This window comes from Allobosea sp. MMO-172 (assembly GCF_037147855.1).
Taxonomy (GTDB): domain Bacteria; phylum Pseudomonadota; class Alphaproteobacteria; order Rhizobiales; family Beijerinckiaceae; genus Allobosea.
The window spans coordinates 351,689-372,772 of record NZ_JBBCUM010000003.1; the positions used below are offsets into that span (position 1 = coordinate 351,689).

The window sequence follows — 21,084 nt, forward strand, 5'->3', positions numbered from 1 at the left end:
AACCATGCGCGCCACCCGCGCGCCCCGCCCTCTGGAGCCCTGCGACGCCCGTGTCCGGCCGCATGACGACCCTGCTTCTGTCCGGCACGGCCTTGGCCGGGCTCGCGCTCGCCTATACGGCCGCGCAGGCGCAGCAGGTGCCGCGCGGCAATCTCAGGACCGGCACGCCGGCCTATGTCGCGCAGCAGCCGGCAACGCCGCAACCTGCCCCCTCCCCGGCAACAGCCGAACCCGAAGCGATCCGTGACCCCGCCGGACTGGTCCAGCGGCAGGGCTCGGCCGTCTCGGGACGGCAGCCCCCGCGTGCCAGCCAGCCGATTCAGCCACCGGCCCTGCGCGGCGTCACCCAGCGCCAGTTCCGACCGCCGCAACCGGCGGTGGCGGCCATGCCGCCCCCACCTCCCCCTCCACCACCGCCACGCCGGCGTGCGGCGACCGAGGAGGATCCCTATGCCGCGCTCGGCATCCGCCTGGGCTCGATCACATTGCGCCCCTCGGTTACCAACTCGGTCGGATACGACACCAATCCGCAGCGGACCTCGACACCGGGCACCAAGGGCTCGGGCTACAGCCGCCACGAGGGCGAGCTGGAGATCCAGTCCGACTGGAACGTGCATGAGCTCAGGGGCCGGCTGCGCGGCGGCTATATGGAGTTCTTCCGGGCGAAGGATGCCTCGCGCCCCGATGCCGAGGGCAGTCTCGACCTGCGGCTCGATGCCACGCGCGACACCCGCATCCTGCTGGAATCGCGGCTCAGGCTCGACACGCAGCGACCGGGCTCGCCCGACCTGTCGGCCGCGGTCACCGGCCGCCCGCAGATCTACCAGTATGGCGGCTCGGCCGGCGTCACTCATGATTTCAACCGCCTGCAGCTGACCTTGCGCGGCTCGGTCGATCGCAGCGACTATGAGGATGCCCGCCTTTCGAACGGCGCGGTGCTCTCGCAGAAGGATCGCAATCTCACGCAATACGGCCTGCGCCTGCGCGCCGCCTATGAGGTCACGCCCGGCTTCAGACCCTTCGTCCAGGCCGAGATCGACCAGCGCGAGTTCGACCAGAAGGTCGATACCAACGGCTATATGCGCTCCTCGAACGGCGTCACCGGGCGCCTCGGCTCGACCTTCGAGATCAGCCGGCAGCTGACCGGCGAAATCTCGGGCGGCTATCAGGATCGCAAATACGACGACAACCGCCTGAAGAACCTGCGCGGCTTCGTCGGCGATGCGGCGGTGCTGTGGTCGCCGACGCCCTTGACGACCGTGACGCTGCGCGGCGGCGCCGAACTCGGCGACACCACGATCGCCGGCTCCTCCGGCACGACCGTGCGGCGCGCCACGCTGGAAGTGGCGCATGCCTTGCGCCGCAACCTCACCGTCACCGGCTTCACCAATTTCAGCCGCACCGAATATGATGGCCAGGGCCTGCGCGAGGACTACAGCAATGTCGGCGCGCGGGTCGAATACAAGCTGACGCGGACCTTCGCCGTGCGCGCGAGCTTCACCCATGAGCGCCTGAACTCGACCACGCAGGGCGCGGACTACACCGCGAACGTCTCGCTGGTCGGCCTCAGGGTGCAGTTCTAGGGGAGAACCGCGACGCAGAACCCCTCTCCTGTAAGGAGAGGGGCAGGGGTGAGGTGTAGGCCCCCGGACCAGGAAGCCACAGCCTCACCGCTGCGCAGCGACCACCTCACGGAAAAAGCGGTGAGCGGCCGACCCCTCACCCTGCCCTCTCCCTACGGGAGAGGGTTCCCCGCGCCTCACTCCATCCCTTCCAGCTCGATGATCATGCCCTCGATCATCCGCAGCCCGATCTGCCAGAAGCCGGGGTCCTTGGCGTCGAGCCCGAAGGGCGCCAGCAGCTCGGAATAAGGCTTGCTGCCGCCGGCCGAGAGCAGCGCGAAATAGCGCTCCTGGAAGCCCTCGGCGGCGTTCTGGTAGACGCCGTAGAGCGAGTTCACCAGGCAATCCCCGAAGGCATAGGCATAGACGTAGAAGGGCGAATGGATGAAGTGCGGGATGTAGCACCAATAGGGCTCGTATCCCGCCGACAGCCGGATCGCCGGGCCGAGGCTCTCTTCCTGCACGCTCATCCAGATCTCGCAGAGCGCTTCCGGCGTCAGCTCGCCCTCGCGGCGGGCCTCATGGACCTTGCGCTCGAAGGTGTAGAAGGCGATCTGGCGCACGACCGTGTTGATCATGTCCTCGACCTTGGCCGCCAACATCGCCTTGCGCTGCTTCTTGTCGTTGGTCGAGTCGAGCAGCTTGCGGAAGGTCAGCATCTCCCCGAAGACGCTCGCCGTCTCGGCCAGGGTCAGCGGAGTCGGCGCCATCAGGGCCCCGTTGGGCGCCGCCAGCACCTGATGCACGCCATGGCCGAGCTCATGCGCCAGCGTCATCACGTCGCGCGGCTTGCCCTGGTAGTTCAGCAGCACGTAAGGATGCGCCGACGGAACGGTCGGATGCGCAAACGCGCCCGGTGCCTTGCCGGGACGGGGCGGCGCATCGATCCAGCGCTCGTCGAAGAAGCGCTGCGCGATCGCCGCCATCTCCGGCGAGAAGGCGTCATAGGCGGAGAGGACGGTCTCGCGTGCCTCGGTCCAGGGAATCGTGCGCTGCTCGACCTGCGGCAACGGCGCGTTGCGATCCCAGAAATCCAGTTCCTCGCGGCCGAACCACTTGGCCTTCAGCCGGTAATAGCGATGCGACAGGCGCGGATAGGCCTCGCGCACGGCGGCAACGAGGGCGTCGACCACTTCACGTTCGACTCGATTGGCGAGATGGCGGGAATCCGCGACATCCTCGAATTTCCGCCAGCGGTCGGAGATTTCCTTGTCCTTGGCCAGCGTGTTGGTGATCAGCGCGAAGATGCGGAGCTCCTTGCGGAAGACCGTGCTCAGCGCCTCCGCCGCCTTGCGTCTGACCTCGCCATCGCTGTCCTGGAGCTTGTTGAGCGTGAGCTCCAGCGTCAGCTCCTCGCCATCGACGGTGAAGCGCAGCGAGGCGATGGTCTCGTCGAACAGCCGGTTCCAAGCAGCCGCGCCCGTCATCGACTTCTCGTGGAACAGCGCCTCGATCCTGTCGTCGAGCTGGTGCGGCTTGTCCTTGGCGAGATCGTCGAGCCAGGGCTTCCAGTGCGAGAGCGGCGCCTGGGCAGCGACCTTCGCCAGCAGCTCCGGCTCGATCCGGTTCAGCTCCAGCTCGAAGAACAGCAGTTCGGTGATCGCGGCGTTCAGCTTGTCCTGCGTGTCGCCGTAGAACTTGGCGCGCTGCGGATCGGTGGTGTCGCCGGAATAGACCAGCCCCGCATAGGCGCTGATCCGGCCAAGCAGGTCGCTCAGGCCCTCATAGATCTTCACCGCGGCGGCCAGCGTCGTGCTGCCATCGGGCGCGGCAGCCAGTTCCGCAAGCTTGCCGCGATAACGGCCGGCCAGCGCCTGCGCCTCGGCCAGTCCCCGCTCCAGATCGCCCTTGAACTCCGGCGATTCGATGCCGGGATAAAGATGGCTCAGGTCCCATTCCGGGAGATCGCCGGTCGCATTCACCGGCTTCGCCGCCCCCGCCTTCGTGGCGGAACGCAGGACGGTGTCATGAAAACCCATTCGCTCGATACCTCTGCGCACTGAAACGAACCCCATCCTTAGGCCGGCACGGGCCGGGCGATCAACGGCGGCGCATCACGTCCGCCGCCCGCCCCGGTTTAAACCCCGCTTAACCCTTCTGGCCGACCATGCCCCAGAACGGAACAGGTGATTCCGCCTGTGGCCAAGATTTCTTTCATGCTGCACGAGCTTTCGAGGTGCCATGACCGACACCGTCCTCATCGTTGACGACGATCCCGTCCAGCGCCGCCTGCTGGACGCGATGCTGAAGCGCTTCGGCTACGATGTCGCGAGCGCCGACAACGGCGAGGCCGCGCTGACCCTGCTCAGCGCGCCCGAAGGCGAGCGTTTCAGCGCCATCGTCCTCGACCTGAACATGCCCGGCCTCGACGGCATGGGCGTGCTGGCGGCGCTGCGCGAGCGCGGCATCGAAATCCCCGTCATCGTCCAGACCGCCAATGGCTCGATCGAGACCGTCGTCTCCGCCATGCGGGCCGGCGCCGTCGATTTCGTGGTCAAGCCTGTCGGCGCCGAGCGCCTGCAGGTCTCGCTGCGCAATGCCCTCAAGCTCGGCGCGCTCGAACACGAACTGCGCCATATCAAGCGCCGCGCCTCGAACACGCTGGGCTTCCGCGACCTCGCGACCAAGAGCCCGGACATGGCCCGCGTCGTCAGGCTGGCCGAGCGCGCCGCGAAATCGAACATCCCGATCCTGATCGAAGGTGAGTCGGGCGTCGGCAAGGAGGTTCTGGCACGTGCGATCCAGGGCTCCAGCGACCGCAAGGGCAAGCCCTTCGTCACCGTGAATTGCGGCGCGATCCCGCACAACCTCGTCGAATCCATCCTCTTCGGCCACGAGAAGGGCGCCTTCACCGGCGCGACCGAGCGCCATCTCGGCAAGTTCGTCGAGGCCAATGGCGGCACGCTCTTCCTCGACGAGGTCGGCGAATTGCCGCTCGATGCGCAGGTCAAGTTGCTGCGCGCCATCCAGGAAGGCGAGGTCGACCCCGTCGGCGGCAAGAAATCGGTCCGCGTCGACATCCGCCTGATCTCGGCCACCAACAAGAGCCTGCTCGATCAGGTGAAGCGCGGCGAATTCCGCGAGGACCTCTATTACCGCCTCAACGTCTTCCCGATCACGCTGCCGCCCCTGCGCCAGCGCCGCGAGGACATTGCCGATCTCGCGCGCGGCTTCCTTGCCCGCTTCGCCGCCGAGGAGGGCCGCAAGCTCACCGGGCTCACGCCTGAGGCCGCCGCCCTGATCACCGGCTATGACTGGCCGGGCAATGTCCGCCAGCTGGAGAATGCCGTGTTCCGCGCGGTGGTGCTCGCCGACGGGCCGGAGCTCGACACCACCGAGTTTCCGCAGATCGCCGCGCAGATGGAGGGCTACGAGGTCCGGATTCCGCCGGCCCCCGCCCCTCTCGCCCGGCCCGAGGCGCAAGGCGAGCCGCCGCCGCGCATCATCCAGATGCCGGTGCGCGATCCCAACGCGCTCGACCTCGTCGCCGGCTCCGACATGCGCAAGCTCGACGACCTCGAACGCGAGATCATCACCTTCGCGCTCGCGCATTACCGCGGCCACATGTCCGAGGTCTCGCGCAAGCTCGGCATCGGCCGTTCGACGCTCTACCGCAAGCTCAAGGATTACGGGCTGATCGAGAGCGAAGCGAACGGCGATGAAACCGACGCGGCCTGAGCCGCGACCAATCGGAATGCGGCGGTCTGTTGCACCGCCGCATCTTGTCTCAACCAGTCGAGTCACGCAGGAATGGCGGGGTTCGGCAGCAATCGGGATAGCGACCATGCGTCCTCGCCATTGGGCGAAACTGACCTCGGCATCCGCCTTGGCCATCATCCTGGGATGCCTCCCGCTCCGCGCCGAGACCCCTCTCACCACCGATCCGACGCTCGGCATCCCGCTGCCGGAGCAGCCGGAACTCAGCCTGTCCGACATCGCGCAGGCGGCGACCGCCGCGCAGGCGGCGACCGCGCCCGCTCATTTCGCCGATGCCGAGATCGTCACCGGCACGGTCACGCCCGGCAACCGCCTGCCCGACCCCGCGAAGCAGGATGCCGCCGCCCCCCTCGACACGACCGAGGAAGCGGTCACGCTCGACATTCCCGCAGTCGAGATGCCGGCGGCCGACCCGGCCCTGACGCCGGTCGTCAAACCGCAAGCTCCGGCCGAGATCGCCCCGCAGACCGGGCCGCTGCGCACCGTCGAGCCGCTGGTGCCCATGCCGGACGTGCCGAAGGTCGTCGTCGAGTTGCCGCCGGGCTCCGAATTCTCCGCCGCCATCGCTGCCGCCCTGCCGGAGGCGCTGACGCTGCGCCGTCTCGGCGAGCGCGAGCGCAACGAGATCGTCGCCGCCTATCAGGCCAATGAGAACCGCCCCTTCTGGGTCGGCGCCAAGGGCTGGAACGAGGCCGGCAAGCGCATCGCGACGCAGCTCGGCCGCGCCGGCGAGGATGCCTTGCGCCCGAACGACTATGCGCTGCCCGTCTTCGAGGCGAGCGACAAGGCCAGGCTCGCCGAGGCCGATATCCGCCTCTCGGCCATCGCCGTGCTCTATGCCCGCGACGCCCGCGGTGGCCGGCTCAATCCGCGCCAGCTCTCCAAGCTGATCACGCCGACGCTCTACCTGCCCTCCGCGACCGAGGTGCTCTCGGAGCTGGCCGGCGCGACGGACGCCGGCGCCGTGCTCGCCGCCTACAACCCGCCGCATGAGGGCTATCGCCGCCTCAAGGCCAAGCTCGCGGAGATGCGCGAGCATCTCGACGATACCCCGCTGGTGCGCATCCCCGCCGGCCCGCCGCTCAAGCTCGGCATGCGCGACGAGCGCGTGCCGCTGGTGCGCGCCCGCCTCGGCCTTGGGCCCAGCGAGGAGCCGGTATTCGACCGCTCGACCGCGCTCGCCCTGACCGATTTCCAGAAGAAGGCCGGCCTCCCCGCCAACGGCATCCTGAGCGAGCGCACACTCGCCGCGCTCGGCAAGCCGGCCAGCGCGCGCGGCGAAGAGGACATCATCGCCCAGATGGAGCGCTGGCGCTGGCTGCCGCCCGATCTCGGCACCGACCACATCATGGCCAATGTCCCGGAGATGCGCGTGCGCGTCATCCGCTCCGGCAAGGTCGTGCACGAGACCCGCGCCATCATCGGCAAGCCGGAATCGGCGACGCCCATCTTCTCGCACAAGATGGACCACGTCATCGTCAACCCGTCCTGGTACGTGCCGCCCTCGATCCTGAAGAAGGAATTCCTGCCGGGCCTCGCCGCCGATCCGGAATACGCCGCCAAGCGCGGCTATGTCGTGACACGCACCAAGGGCGGCGGCATCTCGGTGCGCCAGCCACCGGGCGAGCGCAACGCGCTCGGCTGGATCAAGTTCATGTTCCCGAACGAGCATGCGGTCTATCTGCACGACACGCCGAATCGCCGCCTCTTCGCCGGCGAGCGGCGCGCGCTCAGCCATGGCTGCGTCCGCGTCGAGAACCCCTTCGCGCTGGCCGATCAGGTGCTCGGCCCGGAATGGTCGCATGAGCGGCTGAAGCGCCTGATCGGCTCGGGCGAGCGCCGCATCAACCTGCCGCAGCCCCTGCCGATCCACCTCGTCTACAACACCATCGTCGTCGGCGAGGACGGCCAGATCATGCGCTTCGACGATGTCTACGGCTTCCACCGGCTGGTCCGGCAGGCGCTGGAGCAGCAGGGCGGCTGAGGGTCTCTGGGTGGAGGTGCCCTGTCCTATGGGCACCTTTTCGCCATGATCCGACTTTAGCCACGTTCGGCAGGAAATTCTTGGCGTGGCGATTGCCGGCTCGCTAACGAGACGTTAACGCTTCTCCGCAACTGTTCGTTCACGTTTATCGCACCGCTTCGGCGGGGGCACCGAGACGGGTCAGACAGATTGGGCAGGACAACCGCCACGCTTGCAGGATGCGCGCCCGCCGGCACGAAGCCGACCGCGCGACAGGCGCTGGCGCTCGGCCTGGCCGTGCTCGCTTCGCTGGTCGGCATCCGCGGCACGCAGGACGCCGCCGCCAATGGCGACACCCGCACCATCACCATCCGGCACATGCACACCAAGGAAGAGACGACCGTCACGTTCAAGCGTGACGGCCGCTACGATTCCAGCGGGCTGGAAAAGCTGAACTGGGCGTTGCGCGACTGGCGCACCGACGAGCCGACGCGGATGGACCCGCGGCTCTTCGATGTCGTCTGGGAGGTGCAGCGCCAGCTCGGCTCCGACCAGCCTTTCCACGTCGTCTCCTCCTATCGCGCGCCCGGCACCAACGCGATGCTGCGCCGCCGCTCGCGCGCGGTCGCCAAGCACAGCCAGCACATGCTCGGCAAGGCGATGGATTTCTACCTGCCGGACGTGCCGACGGCCCGCATCCGCGAGATCGGCATGCGGCTCCAGCGCGGCGGCGTCGGCTTCTATCCGAACGCCCATACCCCCTTCGTCCATCTCGATGTCGGCTCGGTCCGTTCCTGGCCGCGCATGACGCGCGACCAGCTGGTGCGCCTCTTCCCCGACGAGAAGACCGTCCACCTGCCGGCTGATGGCCAGCCGCTCGCCGGCTATGAGCTTGCCAAGGCGGAGATCCTGTCCGGCGGCGGCGCTGTCGCCGGTTACGCCACGGCCGAGCTCGACGAAGGTGCCGTCATGGCGTCGGGCCGCAAGAGCCTTTGGGCCTCGCTGTTCGGTGGCGACGACGAGGAGGCGGATGCCCGCCCCGCCGCACGTGGCCGCCGCGCCGCACCACGTCAGCAGCCCGCGGTCATGGCCTATGCCAGCCCCGGCTATAACGACGGCAATTCGTCCGATGGCGGCCGCTTCGCCGTCGCCATGGCTCCCGCCGCAGAACCCGTGACCCGCTCGCTCACGCGCGAGCGCTCCGAGCGCCTGGCGCCGCAGGTCAACGCTGCTCCGCCGCAGCCCGCCCCGGAACCGGCGCCGCAGCCGGCTGTCGCCGCCGCTCCCCAGCGCGTGCAGGAGAACCGGCCGCAACTGATCGATGCGCCGCTGCCATTGGCGCGGCCGCGTGGTCTCTCCGTGCCTGCCGACGACGGCGCGCCCGTCCAGATCGCCGCCTTGCCCGCCGCCGGCGGTGCGCTGGCCTTCGCGCCGCAGCCTGACCAGAAGCTGGTGCTGGCCTCCCTGCCGCCGCGCCGCCCTGGCGAGATGGCCAGCGCGAGCGAGATCGTCGTGGCCGGCCAGCCCATCAACGCCCCGCTGCCGCCGATGCGGCCGACCGCCCTGACGGACACCGCGATCGCCTCGCTGCGCGGCACCGGGGCACCGGAAACCTCCCTCGCCCAGGCAGCGGAAGGCCGACTCGTCACCGCCTCGCTGCCGCCGGTAAGGCCGCGCGAAGGCGGCGTCAGCTTCGCGACCGCGACCCAGCGCTCCGTCCCCGTACCGGAAGAGCCCGAGGATACCGCCGTGCTGGACCGCGGCGGCCTGAACTCCCTGTTCGCTGCCGTCTCCCGCACCGGCAGCACGCCGGGCAAGCCGGTGAATGTCGCGACCGCCCGCGCCAAGGCCGCCGGTCCGTCAGGGGCGCCGATCGCCGGCCCGAGCCCCGCGGCGGCACTGGGCTTCAGCCATGCCGACCCAGTCGATGCCAAGCCCGGCACCTTCTCCGGCCCGGCCGTCCGCCCGCTGCCGACGAACTTCGTCCAGAACTGACGTTTATTCCCGGTCGATCGGCCAGGCCTTGAACACGTCGAGCGCCTCGCAGGCGCGCGCCTGCTCGGCAAGTGCCGGCCAGCGCTCCTCCGGCGCGAATTCCGGGATCACGAAGCGGCAGAAGCCCCAGGCGATGGCGGCCGCGATATCGCTGGGCAGCAATTCCGGCCCGGCCGTCAGCTCGCCCTCCTTCGCCGCTGCGTCGAGCAGGTCGAGCGCGACATGCAGTTGGGCGACGATGCGCTCCTGCCAGGGGGCGTAGCGCTGCGCCTCCGGGCGCTTGCGCTCGTACTCGATCGAGACCGCCTTGTCGGCCGCGACGATGCCGATGCCGGTCAGCGCCAGATCGCGCCGGCGCGCCACGCCTTCGAGCGGCCGCAGCGACCGGCCGGCGACATCCTCGAAATGCTGGATGATCAGCAGGGATTCGCTGATGGCGATGCCGTCATCGGTGACCAGCGTCGGCGCCTTGATCAGCGGATTGATCGCCCGGAACGCCTCCATATGCCGGAAGACCGAGACCGAGCGATGCTCGAACGGCACCTCCAGCAGGGTTCCCGTGATCGCCGCGCGGCGGACATAGGGGCTATCCAGCATTCCGACGAGCAGCATCGCGACCTCCGTTTGAACACGGGCGGGAGAGTGCCGAAACCCCGCTGCAAAGCCACGCGAATTCGCGTGATGTGCGGGATCACGCTGCTTGATGCGCAGGGCTCGCGGCGGGCGTGAGCTGTTCGCTCAACGGTTCGTCGAGCCTCAGGCCGCGCTGATGCGCCTCCATCTGGCAGGGATCCCAATAGGGCGTGCCGCCGAAGCGCTCGACCAGGAGGTCGATCAGCACGCGGACCTTGCCGGGCACATAGGCGCCGGGCGGCCGCACCACATAGAGCGCCCGCGTCGGCATAGGATAATCCAGCAGGATCGGCTCGACCGCGCCGGAGCGGATCGTGTCCGAGGCGATGAAGGTCGGCAGCACCGTCAGCCCCAGCCCCGCCACGGCCCAGGCCAGCAGCGTGTCGCCGCTATCCGAGTGCATCCGGCCGGGAGGCCGCACCGTGATCCAGCGCTTGCCGGTGCGGAAAACCCAGTCCTGATCGTTCGTGCCGCTATAGAGCAGGCAGTCATGATCGTTGAGATCGGCCGGGATCGCCGGGCGCCCGCGCCGTGCCAGATAGGCCGGGCTGCCGACGACGGTCGCATGGACCGGCGCGATCTTGCGGGCGATCAGGCTGGAATCCTTGAGCGAGCCGATCCGGATCGCGGCATCGAAGCGCTCGCCGATCAGGTCGACATAGCGGTCGCTCGCCTGCACATCGATTTCGAGCCGCGGATACATCTGCGCGAGCTCGCCCAGCAACGGCGCGACATGCCGGTTGCCGAAGGTCATCGGCATGGCCAGCCGCAAGCGCCCGGCGACGCCGCCGGCCCGCTGCGCCACCGCCTCGCGCGCCTCCTCCAGCTCGGCCAGGATGCGCTCGCTGCGCGCCTTGAACTCGAGCCCGGCCTCGGTCGCGGCGACGCCACGCGTCGTGCGGCTGAGCAGGCGCGTGCCGAGTTCCTCCTCCAGCCGGCTCACGCGCCGGCTGACGATCGATTTCGCCAGGCCCAGCGTCTGCGCCGCCCGGCCGAAACCGCCGGCCTCGACCACGGCGATGAAGCTACGGATATCGTCGAGCTCGGCCATTGGCGTTCCTCCAGCAGCAACAGTCTGGTTCTAATTATGGCGGTTCTAGTGCCAATCGTGAACCACTACCTTCCGGGTCATCGAAATCACTCCTGCCAGATAGGAAGTTTTCATCATGGCTACCGTCCTCGTCCTCAACAGCAGCGCTTCGGGTGCCGATTCGGTGTCCCGCCAGCTCGTCCAGGCCACCGTTGCCCGGCTGCGCGCGCAGAACCCCGGCGTTCACGTCGTCGAGCGTGACCTCGACGCCAACCCGATCCCGCATCTGAACGCCGAGACGACGGCGGCCGTCCGCGCCGGCATCAACGGAACCAAGGCGCAGCAGGACGCGCTCGCGCTGTCCAACGCCCTCGTCGAGGAGCTGAAGGCGGCCGACACCATCGTCATCGGCGCGCCCATGTACAATTTCGGCATTCCTTCGACGCTGAAGAGCTGGTTCGACTACGTGCTGCGCGCCGGCATCACCTTCAGCTACAGCGAAGCCGGCCCCGAGGGCCTGCTCAAGAACAAGCGCGCCATCGTCGTCGAGAGCCGTGGCGGCCTCTACAGCAGCGGCCCGGCCCAGTCACTGGATTCGCAGGAGCCGCATCTGCGCACCATGCTCGGCTTCTCCGGGATCACCGACGTGACCTTCATCCGCGCCGAGAAGCTGGGCTACGGCCCCGAGGCGCGCGAAGAGGCGATCCGCAACGCAAATGCCGAGCTCGCCCTCGTCGCCTGAGGCTCATCCCAACGAAAAGCCCCGCATCGGGAAACCGATGCGGGGCTTTTTCATATCTGCATGAAAGCCGCTTACGCGGATTCGCCGACCGCCTGCAGATAGAGGTCGAGGATCGCTTCCTCTTCCTTACGCTCGTCGAGATCGCGCTTGCGCAGCGCCACGACCTTGCGCAGCACCTTGACATCGTAGCCGTTGCCCTTGGCCTCGGCATAGACCTCCTTGATGTCGTCGGCGATCGTCTTCTTCTCTTCCTCGAGCCGCTCGATGCGCTCGACGATGCTCTTGAGCTGGTCGCCCTGAACCGGATCGTCCATCTGATAACCTTCTCGGGTACGAAATTGGCCGGCAGCGTTCGCCCGGATCGGGTCCGCCCGTCAAGACTGAACTGGCCTCGGCCCTGCCGCCCTCAACAGTCCTGATGCCGCGGTGGCAGTTGCGGCGCCTGCGCAGCCCGCGTGATCTTCCTAAAAAGTATGACTAGATCTCCAGACGGCAGATGACGCCGCCTCCAAGCCACCCTACAACGATGACAAGGGGTGAGCCGCCGAGCGGCCGAGATCGAGGGAGCCGCGCGGCGTGCCGCAATCCACCACTGCAATCGCCGCGATGCGCGCGACCGCCCGCGCGATCTTCGACGCCGCCGTCACCCGCGCCCATCCCGCCGGCTGCCTGCCGCAGCATCTGCCCGCACCGCCCGCCAGGGGGCGCCTGGTCCTGCTCGCCGCCGGCAAGGCCGCCGGCAGCATGGCTGCGCTGGCCGAGGCGCATTATCTCGACCAGGGCTTTCCGCCGGAACGTCTCCTCGGCCATGCCGTCGCCCGGCACGGCTATACCGCGCCCACCCGGCATATCCCGATGGTCGCCGCCGGCCACCCTGTGCCCGACCAGGGCAGCATCGACAGCGCCGAGCGGGCGCTGTCGCTCGCCGCCTCCACGACCGAAGACGACCTCGTGCTGGTCCTGCTCTCCGGCGGCGGCTCGGCCAATTGGGTCGCGCCGGCCGGCGGGCTTGCGCTGGCCGAGAAGCAGGCGGTCAACAAGGCCCTGCTCCGCTCCGGCGCGCCGATCGGCGAGATGAACATCGTCCGCAAGCGGCTCTCGCGGATCAAGGGCGGCCGGCTCGCGCTCGCCGCCGCCCCGGCGCGCCTGCTGACGCTCGCGATCTCCGACGTGCCCGGCGACGAGCCGACGGCCATCGCCTCCGGCCCCACCGTCGCCGATCCCAGCACGACGGAGCAGGCCCGCGCCATCGTCGCCCGCTATGGGCTCGACCTGCCGCCAGCCGCTCGCAAGCTTCTCGATGATCCCGCGAACGAAACGCCGAAGCCCGGCCACCCCGCCTTTGCCAACAGCGAATATCGCATCATCGCCCGTCCCGCCGACGCCTTGGCGGCGGCGCGCGCGACGGCCGAGGCTGCCGGCTATGCCGTGCACGATCTCGGCGCCGATCTCGAAGGCGAGGCCCGCGACGTCGCCGCAGCTCATGCGGAACTCGCCCGCCGCCTGAAGCGCGAGGGCAAGCGCGCCGCGATCCTCTCCGGAGGCGAACTCACGGTCACCCTGCGCGGCTCCGGGCGTGGCGGCCCCAATCAGGAATATGCGCTGGCGCTCGCCATAGCATTGGCCGGCGAGCCCGGCATCGTCGCGCTCTCCGGCGATACCGACGGCACCGATGGCGGCGGCGGCGAGGTCACGGACCCGGCAGGCTCGCTGGTCGATCCCCAGACTTTGACCCGCGCCGCCGAGATCGGCCTTGATCCCGCCCGATCCCTCGCCGACAACGATTCGACCGGCTTCTTCGAAGCGCTCGGCGATTTGCTGCAGCCGGGACCGACGCTGACCAATGTCAACGACTGCCGCGTGATCCTGATCGAACCGTGAGAATGCCGGGCTCCCCTCGAACGGTCCTCCCCCTCGCCTTCTGTGCGGCTGCGTTCCTCGGAAGCGTGGCGCCGGCCAAGGCGGACCTGCGCATGTGCAACACCACGTCGAGCCGCATCGGCGTGGCGATCGGCTATCGCGACGCGCAGGGCTGGATCACCGAGGGCTGGTGGAACATCAGCCCGCGCGGCTGCGAGACCCTGCTGCGCGGCACGCTGGCGGCGCGCTTCTACTATGTCCATGCCGTCGATTACGACAAGGGCGGCGAATGGACCGGCAAATCGGTCATGTGCGTGCGCAACAAGGAATTCACGATCCGGGGCATCGAGGACTGCCTGGCCCGCGGCTATGACCGCGCCGGCTTCTTCGAGGTCGATACCGGCGAGCAGAAGAGCTGGACGATCCAGCTCACCGATCAGAGCGGCGGGGCTCCCAGGCCCTGACCGACTTACGTTCGGTGAGGGTCTCGGCCTAAGCTGCAAGGACGACGCGAATCCGCCCGGGTTCGCGGACAAGAACCGGAAGCACGCCGCCCGGCGACGGGCCAAAGCGCGCTCCACAATGGATGAAAGGGTGCGGCCGGAGCCGGATGAGCTCGCCGGTCGCAGGGGAATAACAATGAAGCGCGAACGCCGGATCAAGATCATCGCCACCCTCGGCCCCGCCTCCTCGACCGAGGAGATGTGCGCCAAGCTGTTCGCCGCCGGCGTCGACGTCTTCCGCATCAACATGAGCCATACCCAGCGCGAGACGCTGGCCGACAAGGTCGCGATGCTGCGCGGGCTGGAGGGCAAGTTCCGCCGCCCGGTCGGCATCCTCGCCGACCTGCAGGGCCCGAAGCTGCGCGTCGGCCAGTTCGGCGGCGACGGCGGCGTGATGCTGGAAAAGGGAGCGCGATTTACGCTCGATTCCGACCCCGCCCCCGGCGACACCAAGCGCGTCCACCTCCCTCATCCCGAAATCCTGAGCGCGCTCGAGCCCGGCCACCACCTCATCCTCGATGACGGCAAGCTGCGCCTCGTGGTCGAGAAGGCCTCGCCCAAGGAAGCGATGACCAAGGTTCTGGTCGGCGGGCGCCTCTCCTCGCGCAAGGGCGTGAGCCTGCCCGACACCACGATCGCGGTCTCGGCCATGACCGAGAAGGACCGCGCCGATGCCGAGGTTGCGGCCGAGGTCGGCGTCGACTGGATTGCGCTCTCCTTCGTGCAGCGCCCCGAGGACATGGCGGAGCTGCGCAAGATCGTGCGTGGCCGGGCGCTGGCTCTGGCCAAGATCGAGAAGCCGCAGGCCGTGGTCCGCATGGAGGAGATCATCGACGCCTCCGACGCCATCATGGTCGCGCGCGGCGATCTCGGCGTCGAGATGCCGCTGGAGAAGGTGCCGGGTACGCAGAAGCGCCTGACCCGGATGGCCCGCCTCAAGGGCAAGCCCGTCGTGGTCGCCACCCAGATGCTGGAGAGCATGATCACGAGCCCGGTGCCGACCCGCGCCGAGGTTTCCGACGTCGCCACCGCCGTCTTCGAGGGCGCCGACGCCGTGATGCTCTCGGCCGAGAGCGCCGCCGGCCAGTACCCGGTCGAGGCGGTGACGATGATGAACAGCATCGCCGAGGAGGTCGAGAACGACGCGGTCTACCGCTCGATCCTCGAATCGCAGCGCAACGAGCCGGAAGCGACCGGCGCCGACGCCATCGCCAAGGCGGCCCACGAGATCGCCGAGACGCTGAACCTCAAGGCGATCTGCGCCTGGACCTCCTCGGGCTCGACCGCCTTCCGCATCGCCCGCGAACGGCCGAACTCGACGGTGATCGCGCTGACCCCGAACCGCGCCACGGCGCGCCGGCTGACGTTGGTCTGGGGCGTGCACGCGATCGTCACCAAGGATGCCAGCGACGCCGACGACATGGCCTTCCGCGCCTGCAAGTTCGCAGTGCGCGAGCATTACGCCAAGCTGGGCGACCGCATCATCGTCGTCGCCGGCGTGCCTTTCGGAACGCCGGGCGCGACCAACATGGTCCGCATCGCCTTCGTCGCCCAGGAGCATGTCGAGAAGGCGTGAACCCGGATGTCATTCTCAGGCGAAGCACAGCGCAGACCCGAGAATCGCGTTCAGGTCAGGCCGCGTCGAGAAACGCCCTCTCCGGCATGAGATGCTCGGGTCAAGCCCGGGCATGACCAGGGAAGCACGGGGCGCTCAGGCGTCGCGGCCGTCGACATCCGTCTTCAGCGAATCGACGGCCTTCTTCACCGCGTCGAACTGCGGATAAATCTCCAGCGCCTTGCGGAAGGCCTTCATCGCGGCCTTGTCGTCGCCCTGCTGGCGCAGGATCATGCCGAGCCCCATCATCGCGCCATAATGGCGCGGCTCGCGCTTCAGAGTCTCGCCGATATCGAGCATGGAGCGGATCGAATCGCCCATCAGATAGAGCGCGTTGGCACGCTGGTTCCAGGCTTCCGCCCAGTCCGGCTGCAGGCTGATGACGCGGTCGAGCAATTCGATCGCGAGTTCGTTCTGCCTGTCCTTCAGCGCCTGCTGGGCCCGTGTCATCAGCAGGTCCGCCGTGTCGGAGCCGGAGCGCGCCCAGCGTCGCTGAATCAGGCGCGCGACCCCCTCGGCCTCTTCCTGCGTGGTGGCATCCTGCAGGCGCTGGAACAATCGCTCCAGCGTCGCCGCAGGGCTGCGCTGCGGCGCCTGGGGGGTGACGGGGTTATCCGCCTTGTCGTCAGGCGCGACGGTGCCCGGCCGCAACGGGGGCGCAGGCTGCGCCAGAACCGCACCGACGGCCAGCGGCCCGGCCGAAACCAGCAGCAGCGCAAGGACGGCGGGCGCGATGCGAAAACGGATCATGCCGATGACTTTAGCCGCCACCGCCGCCCGGTCAAATCACAGCCGGGCGAGCGCGCAACGCAAAGAGCGGGCACGCCATCGGCGTCCCGCTCTTCAAAATCCCAACCGAGGCATGCGCGCGGCGATAAAGCCGCGCGACGTCTCAGCCCTGACGCGCCTTGAAGCGCTTCTGGACCTTGTTGATGATGTAGACGCGGCCCTTGCGGCGCACGAGCTGGTTGTCGCGATGGCGCGCACGCAGCGACTTCAGCGAATTACGGATCTTCATCGTCTCAACTCCATCGGCCCGCCCGCGTGAGATGGGCCGGTCAAAAACCTTCAGTCTGCGACGCGAACCTCAACGGTCCTCACCGCCCATGCAATGGTGCGACTGATGCGATGCCGGCTGTATACGGATTTTTCCGTGGATCGCAAGTGCGATCGCGCCTTGCCCGGTAGGAAATCCGCTTTCGCTTCGCGGGAACCTGAACCACAGAATGGCGTTTGGACACTCGCCCACACGGAGACCGACCATGCGCCTGCCTCTTCTTGCCTCGCTCCTCGCCACGACGCTGATCCTCGGCGCCTGCGGCAACACCGTCGAACAGCGCATCGGCGGCGCGGCTGTCGGCGCCGGCACGGGCGCCGTGGTTGCAGGCCCGGTCGGCGCCGTCGTGGGCGGCGCCGTCGGCGCGGTTTCCGGCCCGTCGGTCGCACGCGCCACCCGCCGCGCGACGCGCTGAGCCGACAGAGCCTTTCAACCGCAGGCAGGGGTATAAAAACCCTGCCTGCGGTGCTCGTGCGCCTGACCTGCTGTGGACAAATCACGAGCCCCTTCAGGCCAGGCGCCTGGAAACCCGCAGCCCAAAGCCTCGCAAGGGCCATCTCGGAAGCCGATCACAACAATTCGATGACTTCCTGATTTTGAGGGTTGCCAAGACGAAATGGACCGGCTATCTCCCCCGTCATCAGGCCGGACGCAACGCGTCATGACGCTCTGAGACGCGCCCGTAGCTCAGCTGGATAGAGCATCAGACTACGAATCTGAGGGTCAGAGGTTCGAATCCTTTCGGGCGCGCCATTTTCCTCTTCAAATTCAACTACTTGTTGAAATCCCACGTGTAATCGTGGTGGGCGAATTTCGCATCAACCGCCGTTCGGACCAAGTTGGGACCAAGCTTGTTGATAAGCCATTTTCCGCTCCCGCTCGTCGCATAGATAATCAAACTGCTGTGGGGCGGATGGCTCTAGAGCCGTTAGGGCTCAGAGGGCATCAGTCGAGCTGCATCACCGTTCCTCGCAGTTTCGATAAGCGCCGTCGCAGCCGAGACGCTTCCTTCGTCTCTCCTGGACGCACCCAGCCAATTCCGCACGATGGTACGAAATGCGGAGCGTTTCGGGGAAACGGTGGCCCGGCGAGAATCGGAGCTACTGAGGCTCTTGCCTTCAGAATCGACGCTCTGACACCCCGACACGAGAAAACGAGCCCTTAGCGAGGCCGTACAGCGCATCTTTCGAGGACGCCGGGGCGATCCTTCATGGAATTCGGATCGCGATCAGCGCGCCGGGGCAAGCGAGCGCGACCCCGTCCCGCGCTTGATCGGCCACCCGGAAAGCCTCCCCGGAGCGCGATGCCCGGCTGCCGCAGCGCGGGCGGCTTCGATCAGACGGCGGCCAGCCGCGCGCCATGCCGAGAGGCAACGTCGAGGATGCCGCCGGACGTCCTGTTCCATGCGAAACCAGTCGCTATCCGGAACCCCGGCGAAATAGGCTTGCAGGGGAACGTCCTGGGCAATGTCCAGCCGATTGCCAAGCACCGGGCACCACGGACGCCCGGGAATCCTCATGCGTCTCCATCGATCGGAGGCGCGGGCAGTGGGATCGTTACATCGCACCCATGCAAAGCCGACGCCTTCGATCGGGACGCGGCGCGCGTACTCCGGACAGGGGTATGCCCCCTCGGATCGCCGGATGACATAGCGACGAAGGAGAGCTGCATCGCGATCCATCGTCAGAGTCCCGGAGCCGGAACGGGCGGCGGTGCCACGTCGAGGGGATCGCGAACGTTGGCGGGCCTCACGTCGCGCTCACGTTCGGTTTTCGCGCGCTCCTCGCACCCGAGCTCTCGGAAGCGATGCAACTCCGAAATGACATCCGCGATATCGGCCTTGGCGAGTTCGGCCCGTTGATCGTCGTCAAGGTACGACGCCACAAAGGCCCTAAGATCGGGATCGAGCTTCGAAAGCGCAGAGACATCGCCCGCGGCAGCGTCGAGGAGGAGCCGGGCCGGACCGGTCGCGGACTTGACCATGCCGAGGGTATCCGCGCGCTGGGCCGCTTCGGCGGACTCTGCTTCCCAGGCAGCCTTGGCTTTGGCCGATGGCTCGCACGCACCCAAGCGCACTCCGGAGCGCTGCGCCTCGAGCCACAGGGTGTCTTTGTCGGCCTGCGTCCAATGCCCCGAAAGTTCCGCGACGCCTCCCCAGGCTTCGGAGGCTTTCAGAATGAGGGCGCGCGCGGCCTCGGGGGTAAGCGCACCGTGGAGACAGACCTGATCGCCAATATCCTGGAGCCGGGCTCCCGACCCAACGTCCACCCAAACGCCATCCTCGGCGCAAACAGCGTCATATCCCCTCGCGCGCCACCAGCTTTCCAATTCCTCCGCCGAACGCCGGAGGGCGGGCCGCTCCGGAGCGGCCATCATGCCGCCAGCCGGACGCAGTAACTCGGCGTCCCAACCTTGCGAATCCGCGATAGCCGCCGCGAGGGCGGTAGCCCTGCCGGAGTTACCCCATGTCTTCACTGTTCGCGCCTTCGGGTCGAGCTCGATCCAGCCGCCATCGCGGGTCCGAATCCTTGGCTTCGGGGAATCGCGGTCGATCCGATGGAGATCGTCAGCCCATGGCGAGGCGTCGAAGTTCGGCACGATCCCCGACAGGAGGCTGGTCTTGTAATCCTGCTTCCCTGGGCGAAAGCCCCTCAATCCCGGCATTCTCTTCATGGTGACGTCTCCCCTGTTGTGATGACTATGCGGCGTGAGGCTGCCGGCGGCGATGCGATACGCGGTGTCGCGAATGCGCCGGGCATCGATCCCGGACAGGGCCCGCGCGGCGGAACGATCCCGAACGGCCTTGCGGGCTGGCGCGAGACGGATTCGATCTGCCTGAGCCCGGAGCTGAGTGAGGTCGAGCGAACGCAGACGTCGGGCTGCTACCCCATCGGAGTCGGCCCAGCGTGTCTGACGCCGATCCTGATCTCGGACAATGCCTGCGAGTGCTGACCGAGGATCACGACGATCGTGTTCAACAGCGCCTTGATCTCGTCCAGTGAGCCCAGCCCCTCGGGCTCTTCGAGAAGACCAAGAAGTGGCAGGAGCTGCTGGCTGGTCTGATGCGCTCCACGCGCTTCCTGGTAGATGAGTTTGGCTGGGTTCGATTGCGGGTCTTCGGACATGCTCTTTCGCCTCCTCGATCGTTGGCAATGGGTGGTCGGCCAACCGCTCCCTGACGGTGGCCGCAGTGATCCGGCTGCCCCCGGCACGGGCGGCGGCGGATAGGATGCGAGACAACGAATGGGCTGCCCCGGAACGGTCGATCAGCACGGCTCCCCGATCGCCGGCGGCAAGCCGAAGGCCGCGTTCGGCAAGGGCGACATCGAACGCGCTGCCGGAATCCGACGCCTGCCAAGCCGCGAGCGCGGCAGCGCGAACGTCGGCTATCGAGACATCGGTACGTTCGGCCTGCGCGCGTTCTCGCGGTGTCTGCGCCGCGATGGGACGGCGACCGCCAAGAAGTCCGGCAGCTTCCATCGCATCGGCGATGTCGGCACGCCCATCCTCCCGGAGAGCTCGCGCGACGGCTCTGTTGTGCTTGCCCCGGACGAAAGGCAGGCCGTATTCGAATTCGGTGATGCGGCTGACCTTCTCGCGACGCGCGTACTCATGAGAGAGATCGGCAACCTTTCCTGTCGGCTGCACGAGCGAGTAGACGATGTGGTAGTGGCAACGTCCGGCTTTGAAGTGCTCGACACCGCAGCGCTGAACCTCTTCAAGCCCGAATTCCCGCTCGTACTCCCTCATGAAGATCTTCGTGACAGCTTCGGCATCTGTACCGGGCGGCGGATCGACATGGATATGATGCACCGGGCGATCCGTTCGGCCATGACGGGAGGCCGTAACGAGTTCTCGGAGCTGCCCGCCAAGGTCGGCGGCGGCGAGGTGGCGTGCGTCGAGAACAAGAACTTCCTGGCCCTTCCGGGACATCAGGTGGCGGGCCAGAGCTGGGCCACCTGCGCCTCTCGTCGCGCCGGCGATCATGACGACAAGCGGACGACCAGGCGCCCAACGTCGGCCTGTACGGCGCGGAGTTCGGCAAGGGCGGCTTCGGCATCCGCATGATAGACATGGCCACCCTCCCGGTATGCCCGACAAAGCTGGACCACAGCTCCGCCGATTCGAGACAACGAAGCGGACAGGCGTGAGACCTCCGCGAGGTCGGCTGGCGGGATCGCTATCGGACGTCGCGGTGGCGATGGCGGCAATGAAGCGGCTTCACTGTCCTGCGGAAGGGCGCGGGCGATTTCGCGGCGAACCCATCCAGCGCGCGATAGCTCGGCTTCCGATGCCGCTGCATCCAGTCGCGCCGCGATACCCGGCTGGAGCCGGATATAGACGCTG

The 21,084-nt window shown here is 67.8% G+C and carries 17 protein-coding genes, 1 tRNA gene and 1 pseudogene; 10 read left to right on the plus strand and 9 right to left on the minus strand.

The genetic code is table 11. The features are described 5' to 3' along the window. Positions 1-62: 62 nt before the first annotated feature. On the plus strand, positions 63-1,583 hold the full coding sequence (locus tag WFK61_RS06900; protein WP_336810796.1) for an outer membrane beta-barrel protein: 1,521 nt from the start codon (positions 63-65) through the stop codon (positions 1,581-1,583). A gap of 176 nt (positions 1,584-1,759) precedes the next feature. On the opposite strand, the gene WFK61_RS06905 is transcribed toward WFK61_RS06900, so the two are convergent. Continuing rightward, the gene (locus WFK61_RS06905) at positions 1,760-3,601 is read right to left on the minus strand and encodes a M3 family oligoendopeptidase (protein WP_336810797.1); all 1,842 of its coding nucleotides are present in this window, start codon (positions 3,599-3,601) and stop codon (positions 1,760-1,762) included. Positions 3,602-3,803: 202 nt separating this feature from the next. Between WFK61_RS06905 and WFK61_RS06910 the strand changes: the two genes are divergently transcribed. The 3 genes from WFK61_RS06910 to WFK61_RS06920 all read left to right on the plus strand — a co-directional run bounded on the left by WFK61_RS06910 (position 3,804) and on the right by WFK61_RS06920 (position 9,297). Next, on the plus strand, positions 3,804-5,300 hold the full coding sequence (locus WFK61_RS06910) for a sigma-54-dependent transcriptional regulator (protein WP_336810798.1): 1,497 nt from the start codon (positions 3,804-3,806) through the stop codon (positions 5,298-5,300). Between the two features lie 106 nt (positions 5,301-5,406). Next, positions 5,407-7,323: a L,D-transpeptidase family protein gene (locus tag WFK61_RS06915; RefSeq protein WP_336810799.1), complete on the plus strand. Its 1,917-nt coding sequence runs from the start codon at positions 5,407-5,409 to the stop codon at positions 7,321-7,323. Positions 7,324-7,512: 189 nt separating this feature from the next. Continuing rightward, positions 7,513-9,297, plus strand: coding sequence for a peptidoglycan L,D-endopeptidase MepK (locus tag WFK61_RS06920; protein ID WP_442896272.1), 1,785 nt, complete (start codon positions 7,513-7,515; stop codon positions 9,295-9,297). Between the two features lie 3 nt (positions 9,298-9,300). On the opposite strand, the gene WFK61_RS06925 is transcribed toward WFK61_RS06920, so the two are convergent. After that, positions 9,301-9,909, minus strand: a complete 609-nt coding sequence (locus tag WFK61_RS06925) for a glutathione S-transferase family protein (protein WP_336810800.1) — start codon at positions 9,907-9,909, stop codon at positions 9,301-9,303. Between the two features lie 79 nt (positions 9,910-9,988). Continuing rightward, positions 9,989-10,981: a LysR family transcriptional regulator gene (locus WFK61_RS06930; RefSeq protein ID WP_336810801.1), complete on the minus strand. Its 993-nt coding sequence runs from the start codon at positions 10,979-10,981 to the stop codon at positions 9,989-9,991. 115 nt (positions 10,982-11,096) lie between these two features. Between WFK61_RS06930 and WFK61_RS06935 the strand changes: the two genes are divergently transcribed. Further along, positions 11,097-11,702, plus strand: a complete 606-nt coding sequence (locus tag WFK61_RS06935; protein WP_336810802.1) for an FMN-dependent NADH-azoreductase — start codon at positions 11,097-11,099, stop codon at positions 11,700-11,702. 71 nt (positions 11,703-11,773) lie between these two features. Here the strand turns inward: WFK61_RS06935 and WFK61_RS06940 are convergent, their stop codons facing one another. Then, complete coding sequence (locus WFK61_RS06940; protein ID WP_112580168.1) at positions 11,774-12,016, minus strand: GapR family DNA-binding domain-containing protein; 243 nt, start codon at positions 12,014-12,016, stop codon at positions 11,774-11,776. A 292-nt stretch (positions 12,017-12,308) separates the two neighbouring features. On the opposite strand from WFK61_RS06940, the gene WFK61_RS06945 reads away from it, so the two are divergent. The 3 genes from WFK61_RS06945 (at position 12,309) to pyk (ending at position 15,641) form a co-directional block, all read left to right on the plus strand. Then, positions 12,309-13,583, plus strand: a complete 1,275-nt coding sequence (locus tag WFK61_RS06945) for a glycerate kinase type-2 family protein (protein ID WP_336810832.1) — start codon at positions 12,309-12,311, stop codon at positions 13,581-13,583. Between the two features lie 2 nt (positions 13,584-13,585). Further along, positions 13,586-14,026, plus strand: coding sequence for a DUF1036 domain-containing protein (locus WFK61_RS06950; protein ID WP_336810803.1), 441 nt, complete (start codon positions 13,586-13,588; stop codon positions 14,024-14,026). Positions 14,027-14,201: 175 nt separating this feature from the next. Further along, positions 14,202-15,641 (plus strand): pyruvate kinase, encoded by a 1,440-nt coding sequence (gene pyk / locus WFK61_RS06955; RefSeq protein WP_336810804.1) that lies wholly within the window; start codon positions 14,202-14,204, stop codon positions 15,639-15,641. 135 nt (positions 15,642-15,776) lie between these two features. Here pyk and WFK61_RS06960 read toward each other — a convergent pair whose 3' ends face one another. Beyond that, complete coding sequence (locus WFK61_RS06960) at positions 15,777-16,430, minus strand: tetratricopeptide repeat protein (protein ID WP_336810805.1); 654 nt, start codon at positions 16,428-16,430, stop codon at positions 15,777-15,779. Positions 16,431-16,572: 142 nt separating this feature from the next. Then, positions 16,573-16,698: a type B 50S ribosomal protein L36 gene (gene ykgO / locus WFK61_RS06965; protein WP_038363015.1), complete on the minus strand. Its 126-nt coding sequence runs from the start codon at positions 16,696-16,698 to the stop codon at positions 16,573-16,575. A gap of 244 nt (positions 16,699-16,942) precedes the next feature. Between ykgO and WFK61_RS06970 the strand changes: the two genes are divergently transcribed. Together WFK61_RS06970 and WFK61_RS06975 are read left to right on the plus strand one after the other, a co-directional pair. After that, positions 16,943-17,152, plus strand: coding sequence for a hypothetical protein (locus WFK61_RS06970; protein ID WP_336810806.1), 210 nt, complete (start codon positions 16,943-16,945; stop codon positions 17,150-17,152). A gap of 261 nt (positions 17,153-17,413) precedes the next feature. Then, positions 17,414-17,490: transfer RNA gene (locus WFK61_RS06975), tRNA-Arg, on the plus strand. A 930-nt stretch (positions 17,491-18,420) separates the two neighbouring features. Here the strand turns inward: WFK61_RS06975 and WFK61_RS06980 are convergent. The 3 genes and pseudogenes from WFK61_RS06980 to WFK61_RS26125 form a co-directional block, all read right to left on the minus strand. Continuing rightward, entirely contained in the window at positions 18,421-19,410 is a 990-nt protein-coding gene (locus tag WFK61_RS06980) for a hypothetical protein (RefSeq protein ID WP_336810807.1), read from the minus strand. A gap of 209 nt (positions 19,411-19,619) precedes the next feature. Continuing rightward, positions 19,620-19,862 carry a hypothetical protein gene (locus WFK61_RS06985; RefSeq protein ID WP_336810808.1) on the minus strand — a complete coding sequence of 81 codons (243 nt, stop codon included), beginning with the start codon at positions 19,860-19,862 and terminating at the stop codon, positions 19,620-19,622. A 493-nt stretch (positions 19,863-20,355) separates the two neighbouring features. Beyond that, positions 20,356-20,724, minus strand: a pseudogene (locus WFK61_RS26125) (relaxase/mobilization nuclease domain-containing protein); the annotation flags it as partial. Positions 20,725-21,084 lie beyond the last annotated feature (360 nt).

What these genes read in the sequence shown, in the direction of transcription:
- WFK61_RS06950 (WP_336810803.1), top strand. Translation starts at nt 13,586, where the DNA reads ATGCCGGGCTCCCCTCGAACGGTCCTCCCCCTCGCCTTCTGTGCGGCT.
- WFK61_RS06940 (WP_112580168.1), bottom strand. Translation starts at nt 12,016, where the DNA reads ATGGACGATCCGGTTCAGGGCGACCAGCTCAAGAGCATCGTCGAGCGC.
- WFK61_RS06935 (WP_336810802.1), top strand. Translation starts at nt 11,097, where the DNA reads ATGGCTACCGTCCTCGTCCTCAACAGCAGCGCTTCGGGTGCCGATTCG.
- WFK61_RS06915 (WP_336810799.1), top strand. Translation starts at nt 5,407, where the DNA reads ATGCGTCCTCGCCATTGGGCGAAACTGACCTCGGCATCCGCCTTGGCC.
- pyk (WP_336810804.1), top strand. Translation starts at nt 14,202, where the DNA reads ATGAAGCGCGAACGCCGGATCAAGATCATCGCCACCCTCGGCCCCGCC.
- WFK61_RS06910 (WP_336810798.1), top strand. Translation starts at nt 3,804, where the DNA reads ATGACCGACACCGTCCTCATCGTTGACGACGATCCCGTCCAGCGCCGC.
- WFK61_RS06925 (WP_336810800.1), bottom strand. Translation starts at nt 9,909, where the DNA reads ATGCTGCTCGTCGGAATGCTGGATAGCCCCTATGTCCGCCGCGCGGCG.
- WFK61_RS06900 (WP_336810796.1), top strand. Translation starts at nt 63, where the DNA reads ATGACGACCCTGCTTCTGTCCGGCACGGCCTTGGCCGGGCTCGCGCTC.
- WFK61_RS06985 (WP_336810808.1), bottom strand. Translation starts at nt 19,862, where the DNA reads ATGTCCGAAGACCCGCAATCGAACCCAGCCAAACTCATCTACCAGGAA.
- WFK61_RS06945 (WP_336810832.1), top strand. Translation starts at nt 12,309, where the DNA reads ATGCGCGCGACCGCCCGCGCGATCTTCGACGCCGCCGTCACCCGCGCC.
- WFK61_RS06930 (WP_336810801.1), bottom strand. Translation starts at nt 10,981, where the DNA reads ATGGCCGAGCTCGACGATATCCGTAGCTTCATCGCCGTGGTCGAGGCC.
- WFK61_RS06905 (WP_336810797.1), bottom strand. Translation starts at nt 3,601, where the DNA reads ATGGGTTTTCATGACACCGTCCTGCGTTCCGCCACGAAGGCGGGGGCG.
- ykgO (WP_038363015.1), bottom strand. Translation starts at nt 16,698, where the DNA reads ATGAAGATCCGTAATTCGCTGAAGTCGCTGCGTGCGCGCCATCGCGAC.
- WFK61_RS06980 (WP_336810807.1), bottom strand. Translation starts at nt 19,410, where the DNA reads ATGAAGAGAATGCCGGGATTGAGGGGCTTTCGCCCAGGGAAGCAGGAT.
- WFK61_RS06970 (WP_336810806.1), top strand. Translation starts at nt 16,943, where the DNA reads ATGCGCCTGCCTCTTCTTGCCTCGCTCCTCGCCACGACGCTGATCCTC.
- WFK61_RS06960 (WP_336810805.1), bottom strand. Translation starts at nt 16,430, where the DNA reads ATGATCCGTTTTCGCATCGCGCCCGCCGTCCTTGCGCTGCTGCTGGTT.